The sequence below is a fragment of the Flavobacterium chungbukense genome (genome assembly GCF_020805785.1).
Taxonomy (GTDB): domain Bacteria; phylum Bacteroidota; class Bacteroidia; order Flavobacteriales; family Flavobacteriaceae; genus Flavobacterium; species Flavobacterium chungbukense.
The window spans coordinates 210,853-218,559 of record NZ_JAJGZV010000007.1 but is presented as its reverse complement, the minus strand read 5'-3'; the positions used below and the strand labels follow the sequence as shown (position 1 = coordinate 218,559).

General features: G+C 29.4%; 7 protein-coding genes. 4 read left to right on the top strand and 3 right to left on the bottom strand.

Features of this window, described 5'->3' with window-relative positions; translation table 11 throughout:
- Positions 1-122 precede the first annotated feature (122 nt).
- A complete protein-coding gene (locus tag LL966_RS18670) occupies positions 123-1,466 on the top strand; it encodes an N-6 DNA methylase (RefSeq protein ID WP_229355318.1) in 1,344 nt (447 codons plus the stop codon).
- 778 nt (positions 1,467-2,244) lie between these two features.
- On the opposite strand, the gene LL966_RS18665 is transcribed toward LL966_RS18670, so the two are convergent.
- Positions 2,245-2,421: a histone H1 gene (locus LL966_RS18665; RefSeq protein WP_229355316.1), complete on the bottom strand. Its 177-nt coding sequence runs from the start codon at positions 2,419-2,421 to the stop codon at positions 2,245-2,247.
- A gap of 500 nt (positions 2,422-2,921) precedes the next feature.
- Between LL966_RS18665 and LL966_RS18660 the strand changes: the two genes are divergently transcribed.
- Genes LL966_RS18660 through LL966_RS18650 form a run of 3 tightly spaced genes read left to right on the top strand, consistent with a single transcriptional unit; the run spans position 2,922 to position 4,681 of the window.
- On the top strand, positions 2,922-3,092 hold the full coding sequence (locus LL966_RS18660; protein WP_161568446.1) for a hypothetical protein: 171 nt from the start codon (positions 2,922-2,924) through the stop codon (positions 3,090-3,092).
- Positions 3,089-3,541 carry a recombinase family protein gene (locus LL966_RS18655; protein ID WP_229355315.1) on the top strand — a complete coding sequence of 151 codons (453 nt, stop codon included), beginning with the start codon at positions 3,089-3,091 and terminating at the stop codon, positions 3,539-3,541. The genes LL966_RS18660 and LL966_RS18655 overlap by 4 nt, the downstream gene beginning before the upstream one ends.
- A gap of 9 nt (positions 3,542-3,550) precedes the next feature.
- On the top strand, positions 3,551-4,681 hold the full coding sequence (locus LL966_RS18650) for a recombinase family protein (RefSeq protein ID WP_229355314.1): 1,131 nt from the start codon (positions 3,551-3,553) through the stop codon (positions 4,679-4,681).
- An 80-nt stretch (positions 4,682-4,761) separates the two neighbouring features.
- Here LL966_RS18650 and LL966_RS18645 read toward each other — a convergent pair whose 3' ends face one another.
- A complete protein-coding gene (locus tag LL966_RS18645) occupies positions 4,762-5,784 on the bottom strand; it encodes a hypothetical protein (protein WP_229355313.1) in 1,023 nt (340 codons plus the stop codon).
- Between the two features lies 1 nt (position 5,785).
- Positions 5,786-7,696 (bottom strand): AAA family ATPase, encoded by a 1,911-nt coding sequence (locus LL966_RS18640; protein WP_229355312.1) that lies wholly within the window; start codon positions 7,694-7,696, stop codon positions 5,786-5,788.
- Positions 7,697-7,707 lie beyond the last annotated feature (11 nt).

The following is a 7,707-nucleotide window of genomic DNA, read 5'->3' as shown; positions in this document are numbered from 1 at the left end:
TAGAAAACGTCTGCATTCTTCTTTGGGATATAAAACACCTAAAGAAATGGAGCTAGAATTTTATAAAATTAAAAGTGTAGCATAGGTCTTAAAAAAATTGTCCGACTTTTTGTTGCAAGTCCATGGTAAACCTGATCCTTAATGGAATAGTAACGCCAAATATATATAATCAAGATACTCTTAAAAACACGGAAAATAATTTGCAAATTAAGGGAAAATTTGATGTAGTTGTTTCTCATCCGCCTTTTGGGAAAAGTTTTTCAAAAAATAATTTTTATGATGCTACAAATTCCTTGGAATTACTTTTTTTACAACATTTCATGGAATCGTTAGGACCAGAAGGTAGGGCTGCGATAGTAGTGCCAGATAGTTTATTGATTCAGAAAAGTTACGTTTTTAATGAAGTTAGGAAGAATTTATTAGAAAATTTTAACGTGCATACGATTTTGAGTTTGCCGGGAGGTATTTTCTTGCCTTACAGTGGTGCCAAGATGAATGTTATATTTTTCGATAAAAAATCTAAAACTTCTAAAATATGGTATTATGAATTAAATGCCCCGTTCATTTTTACAAAAAATAGACCTGTTACTGATGCCCACTTTAAAGAATTCATTGATTTATATAAAAATGTAGAAAGACGTAACTCAACAAATAATAAAAATTCTGAATCTCCAGACGATTGGACTGTATCATTTAACGAAAAAATGGAATTTAATTTAAGTGCTAAGAATCCAAATAAAATTGTTGACTTGGAACTTTTTAAACCAGAAAATTTAATTTCACAAATTGAATCTATATCTTTTGAAGAGGAAAATTATTTAGCAAAAGTAAACCCTTCAATATTTGAACTTGTTAAAGAGGAATACTACAATTCAAATTGGGAAACGGTAAGATTATCTAATTTAGTTGAAAAGGTAAAAAATCATACTGAAATATCTAATAATGACATTGTTACATATATTGACTTACAGTCCATTAATACGCAAAGAAACAAAATTGAAGCGCCAAAAATTTTAACTAGCAAAGAGTTACCCAACAAGACAAAAAATGGTGCTGTGAAAGGAGATATTATTTTTTCGCTAAACCGCCCAAATTTAAAAAATATCGCAGTAATTCGAGAAGATTATGAGAGGACGGTCGTATCATCAGTATTTTGTATTTTGCGACCCAATAAAAATTTGTTGAGCGCAGACTATTTATTTTATTATCTATTGTCTGAAACTTTTCAGCAATTCGTAAATCCGTTGATTAAGGGAAGTGCATTTCCATCAATTTCAGAAAAAGATTTACTTAACATTAAAATATCTCTGCCTCCACTTGATTTACAAAAGAAAGTGGCAAATGAGATGAAAAATATGTTTGACACAATTAATTCCGTAATAGAATTGCAAAGTAAAAAAATTGAAAATTTAAAATTATTGCAAATTAGTATTTTACAGAAAATTTACAATTATAAAGAGTTGTAAAGAAAAGCAAACCAGTTTTCTGCCATAGAGATTTAGAGCGGTTTTAAAAAATTTGAAAAGCAGTATAAAAAAAACTTGCGAATCCTAGGATTTGCAGGTTTTACTACCTTTTTTATGGGTTTTTGTAAAGATTGAAAAACTTGCGTTCCAGCTTCTTTTACCCTTTGGTGGGGAGAAGCAGTATTGAAATCTACGAGGATTAATTTAACCTGTTAATGATCTTAATATGGCTCTACTTGGTACGATGCATCATTTTTATTGCATTAATATGTTTCGGCGCTGATAGAGCATTAATGAATATAACAGTAAGATTTTAGAAGAGATAAAAAATGGGAGATACAGTTTCCTTTTTAATGATCAAGTAATTTCTTTCCAATTAAAAAAAAACTTAGTTTATTCAGAAACTAAGCCTGTCTAATTAAGTTTAAAATGATTGGCTTTCAGAACGGAAATATGTTCTTTCGTGAAATAAAATAATTACTTCGTTCCATATTGTACCATTGGTGTGTAATGTATTGGTAATCAGTTGTTGTTATTTTTGAAGAAGTAGAAAAACAAAATGGCCTGCAAGTTATTGTATTGGAACATCCTTACTTGAATAAAAATAAACGTTACACTGATGCTACAAAATACAGGTGGCCAAGAGAAGGAACGAGAAATTAATACCTACAGATTGGCTTGATAGTCAATAGATACGAAATAGAAATCTACTGAAAATTAAAAAAAAATGCCCTAAAGATAACTTTAGGGCAAATCAAGTAATAGATAAATATAGAATTTATTTTTTAGATTCCTCAATAGAAACTTTTCGAAACTCTTTCAAAAGTTTTTCAATTTCTAAAGTTGATTTACGAGCTCTTGCTCCAGCGGCTTTAAATCCTTTTTCAATTAGAGATTCTGACTCTGTTTTAAATGTTTCGATTTCTGCGTTGATTTTTGCAAATAGATCTTTCATGATACATTTTTTTTAATTAAGTGAGCAAAAGTAAATTTTGCATTAGAAACAAAACAATGTAACATAAAAATTGTTGTTATATATTACCTTTTTTAATTGTTTAAGAAAATAACTAACTCAAGTCCCAGTTCTGGACTGAAATGCATTTGTAAAACGAGCAGCGCTACTAAATCGTGCTTCATTACCTAATGCACTAACTTTATAAGTGCGGTAGGTACCAGAATTTTTAAGGAGTTCTATAAGATAGTCACTCTTCAGATCATTTATATAGTCAACGAAACCTTTATTTTTATGATGGTAAAATCATCTTAGACAGATACTTACTGTTGGATTCGAATCAGTCTAAAATTAGTTTTTTTTGATATCTTCTAAAGTATTAAAGGATTAAAAAGATTCAAGTCGGCAATAGACTTCCTTATAAGGCCAAGTACTGCTGTTAATTATATTTGAAGTTTTTCTGCATTTAAATTACATTTTTAAGAATTTTAAAAAGTGTGCTTATGGAGAAAGATATTGACTACAGTAATTCAAAGTTGACCCCGGAAAAAGCTTTGCAAATGCTTAGATCTGAGGGATTAGATGTTACAATTGAGCAAGCAGAGGAAATTTTGTATTTCTTAAGAATAATTGCTAATATCGCTGTGTTGAAACATTTAAATAAAACAAAATGAGCAAGATAGCCGATTTATATATCCGTGTGAGTACCGACGAGCAAGCTGAAAAGGGCTTCTCCCAACGTAATCAGGAGGAAATGCTAAGAAAATATTGCAGTATAAACCAAATACAGATACGTAATGTAATTTATGAAGATCATTCAGCTAAGACTTTTAACAGACCTCAATGGAAAAAATTTCTTGCTGATGTGAAGAAATATAAAAATAAAATTAATCTGGTTCTTTTTATGAAGTGGGATAGGTTCAGCCGTAATGCAGGCGATGCTTATCAAATGATAAATGTTTTAAGGAAACTGGGTGTAGAGCCGCAGGCCATAGAACAGCCACTTGACCTGAGTGTTCCGGAAAACAAAATGATGCTGGCTTTTTATTTGGCTGCACCTGAGGTTGAAAATGACAGAAGAGCACTAAATACATTTCAAGGGCTTAGACGTGGAAAGAAATAGGGTAGGCATATGGGAATGGCTCCTTATGGATACGCTAATAAAATAACTGAGGATGGGAAAAAGTATATTGCCATTGTACCAGATAGAGCTGTAAAGGTTATTTGGGTTTTTGAACAGATTGCGAAAAATATTTTTAGCACTGAATCTATTTATCAAATGGCCAAAGAAAAAGGTTTTGCTATTTCTAAAAATAACCTGTGGCTTATTATAAGAAATCCACTTTATTGCGGAAAGATAGTTGTTCCTAAGTATAAAGATGAAGAGGAGAGGTGGGTCAATGGTCAGCATGAGCCAATAATCAGTGAGGGATTATTTTATAGGGTACAAGATGTTCTTGATAGTAAAGCACGAACTTATAGACCAAAAATTAAGACTATTGAGAATTTTCCTTTGCGAGGTTTTTTTCTTTGTCCAAAGTGCGGTCAAAAGTTAACAGGCAGTAAATGTAAAGGAAGGAATAAATATTACTACTATTATCACTGTGATAAAGTTTGTAAATGGAGAGTGAATTCCGAAATAGCTAACAAGGTCTTTAAAGAGCATTTAAATAAATTTAAACCTTTACCGGAGGTGAAGAAACTATATTCAGCAGTTCTGCTTGAAGGATACAGAGAACATACTGGATTAGTCGCTAATGAAAAAAAGAAGTCACTAGAGCAAATTGCAACTTACGAAAAGAAATTATCGGTTGCCAGAAATCTGTTAGTAAGTGAGAAAATTGATCCTGAGGATTATAATCTTATGAAAATTGAATACAATGCTATTATCAGTAATCTGGAAAAAGAGATCGGAAATGTAGAGGACGACAGAACCACTATAGAGCACTTAACGACAACTGGATTGGAAAACCTTTTAAAGTTAGGTGATGCCTTTGATGGTGGCACTTTAGCTGATTCTAGAGAATTAATTGGTTTAATTTTTCCCGAAAATTTCACATTTCAAGAACAGAAAATCCGCACCGCCCGAGTCAATGAAATGATCAACTGTATCTACCTGGTAAACAATAGATTACGAGCAAAAAAAAACGGGACAAAAGATGATTTTTATCTTTTGTCCCGAGAAGTGACGGCTACTGAACAATTTACAAACCATTTTATGAATGATTTAAAGAAATTGGCTTATTTTCAATTGAATTTGTAAGATAATTATTTTAAATTTTTATTCAAGAGCGGTTTGTATGTATCGTAGGGGATCGAACTTCAAAAACGTTGGATGACAAATTAGATAATTCCTAATTCTTTTGAAATATCAGCTGTTAATTTTGACAATGGTCGTTTAGAATATTCTTCTTCACTAATATAATTGCTTAAAACCATCCTTCTTACATCATCTTCTGTTCTAAACAATGTTCCTTTATACTTTGAAAATAATTCTTTTATGTGGTCATCATTATAAACTATTGATTTTTGTATGATTTCATTAACATAATCTTTGTGCATATTATATAATTTTAGCAGACCGAATGTTCTAATATTTGTATATGCTCTCTTAAACTTTAAATTTTCTATTTTTCTGCTGCTTTTTATAATTCTAATTTTATAATCTTCACTGTCGCCGTTAATAAAATTAATGTTTTTAGGGAGTATTGAGAATACGATGTCATTCCCAAAACTCTCAATATACGGGTGGATACTAGATTCTAATTTGAATTTTTTATCACCTTTGAAACTTGAATTACAGATATGACAACTAGGGACTAGATTATAGAAGCTTAGTGCCAAATATGGAAAAGTAGACTTGTCAAAAAAGTGATCAAATTCAAAGCGAGTTCCTTTTTTTAAATCATCTCCTAATACAAATGTGTAGCTCCTATTACAATATGGACATACGTTAACATTAATTTCTTTAGCTAATTCGTAAGCTTTCCATTTGTCATAACTTTTATAATAAAAAACTTTGAGCAAATCATCTCTATATAGAGTGTCTTTTCCTGCCGGAGTAGTTCTTACTTCATAAATAGTGTCTAATAAAGGGCCGTAAGTTTGCTCAAAATGATTTTTAAAATCTTCCAATTCTAGTGGGGATGCTGTTAATATTGAAAAGCCATTAATGTCTTTTTTTACCTTAGTTATTAAATAATTAAACATTTGAGTTAAATTTGCTTGGTTCGGTTTGCCAGCGCTTTTTTTTATCCTATTGTTAAGATGGTTAATGATTGTCCATTCTTTTCCATTTTTAATTGTTAAATTATTGTAGTGAAAGTTGATAATTTGAGTGCTATTTTTTAATTCAATTTTTACCATTTTATAATCCTAATTTTTTTTCTATTTTATCTAATCTTTCATGAATTTCCATGTTAAATCTATCATTATACATTTGTAATAATTTATGTTTTAATATTGGCTCTCCAATTTGATGGATTAAACGTCGCATATTCTCTCGATCTTGATTGTTTAACTCGGATCGTTTAGTTAATTTATCAATAATTTGATTAAGTTTACTTGAAGCAAACTCGCCTATTAAGCCATTCTTTACAAAAAATGAATCTGATAGAAGGGTATGAATGTTAGCAGCAAAATTTTCCTTTTGATCATTTAAACTGTCTTTTACAATTACTTTGAATTCAATATTTCCATTCTTTTCAATAACAACTTTATCTAAAAAAACAGTATTATAATTTAAAACATCAGATGCAGGAATTGGCGAATTTGTAGTGAAAATTATTTGAAGATTTCGCTTGCGATTATTTTGACTTTTAAAAATTATTGGTAAATATTCTAATATATTTTTCACAAATTTCTTTTGCCAAGAAGGATGGAGGTAAACATCACCTTCATCAATTAAAATAATAATATTATCTGCTAATTTATTTCCAAATTTATGTTGATCAGACAGAGAGAAAAATCTTGAATATATATTTAAAAGTGCTTTTTCGCCAGAGCTCAATTTTCTCCAAATGAATTTTAAATATGGATTAACAGAAAAAGTTTTAAGATAAAGAGAAAAAAAGTTGTCTAAAAGGTTTTTATTCTCAACATTAATTGCTAATGTAGGGCCATTTTCGTTGTTATAGTAAACTTGTTTGAGTTCAGATTCATTCTCTAATATTAAATTTACAAATTCTTTAGTGTTTAAAAGGATTGAGTTGGCAAGGTCTATTATTACTTTGTTTTTTGATATTTTTTTTTCGACAGCCTCAAAGAATAATTGGACAGCATTCCTGAATGGATATGATCTAAAAGGAATTTTTTCTGATGAAAGATGAAAATCACTGCTATATTCAAAATTGAAACTATATTCCATTTCTGAAAGGGATGAGGAAATAGATAGGAGTTCTTTTATTAAATTTAAAAGAACGTATGACACGAATTTATTTACGGTAGTATCCAGAGTATTTAGAGTTCCATAATTATAATCATTTTCAAAATTTCTTTTAAAGGAAAGAAATGTTTTTTGTATTTTATCATTATTATCAAACACTTTATCATTCAATAAATATTCTGTATTTAGACTAATATCTAAAGTTTCAGGAAGTTTAAAACTAAGTTTGTCTTTTGATATTTCATCAGTTATAAATCTTACTTGTCTAAATATATCTTCGATAAGATGAACACCAATCTGATTTGCATTATTAGGCAAGATTGTTTTTTGCAACCTTGCAAAATTATGATCTTCAAATATTAGACAATTAGTTGAAATGTTATGAAGTCCATTTATATTTTCGCTTGGAGTACCATCAAAAATATTAGAGAAATAAATGAAATCTGTCTGAGGAAAGCCTCTGAAATTATATCCTAAATTTAAAAATTCACTTAATTTATCATCATCGAACTCTTTGTTTTTAAGTACTTCAATGTTTTTAATTATGTTTTTATCATAGTTAATTTCTTGGGTAGTAATAAGATTGTAAATATTACTTGTCTTATATACAACTATACATTCATCATGTAAGTTTTGGCCTGCAGTGAAATTCTTTGTTATAAATTCAAGGATACTACTTTTACCTGTACCGTTTTTACCAATTATAGTAGAAAGGTTTAGCACTGTGGTTTCATTTGTATTGTAGTTGTAAAAATAAGGTATATATAGTTCGTTTTTTACTGTGGTTAATGTACTTGTTTCGGTATTGAAATCAAATTTGTATTCACTTCCAAAATTTATTCCTTGATTTTTAAGACTATTGAAATTTTTGATAAAAAGATATATTATTTCCATAATTTAATTTA

Bases quoted from the DNA above. Each gene is read 5' to 3' on its own strand.
- LL966_RS18670 (WP_229355318.1), top strand. From the start codon at position 123: ATGGTAAACCTGATCCTTAATGGAATAGTAACGCCAAATATATATAAT.
- LL966_RS18665 (WP_229355316.1), bottom strand. From the start codon at position 2,421: ATGAAAGATCTATTTGCAAAAATCAACGCAGAAATCGAAACATTTAAA.
- LL966_RS18660 (WP_161568446.1), top strand. From the start codon at position 2,922: ATGGAGAAAGATATTGACTACAGTAATTCAAAGTTGACCCCGGAAAAA.
- LL966_RS18655 (WP_229355315.1), top strand. From the start codon at position 3,089: ATGAGCAAGATAGCCGATTTATATATCCGTGTGAGTACCGACGAGCAA.
- LL966_RS18650 (WP_229355314.1), top strand. From the start codon at position 3,551: ATGGGAATGGCTCCTTATGGATACGCTAATAAAATAACTGAGGATGGG.
- LL966_RS18645 (WP_229355313.1), bottom strand. From the start codon at position 5,784: ATGGTAAAAATTGAATTAAAAAATAGCACTCAAATTATCAACTTTCAC.
- LL966_RS18640 (WP_229355312.1), bottom strand. From the start codon at position 7,696: ATGGAAATAATATATCTTTTTATCAAAAATTTCAATAGTCTTAAAAAT.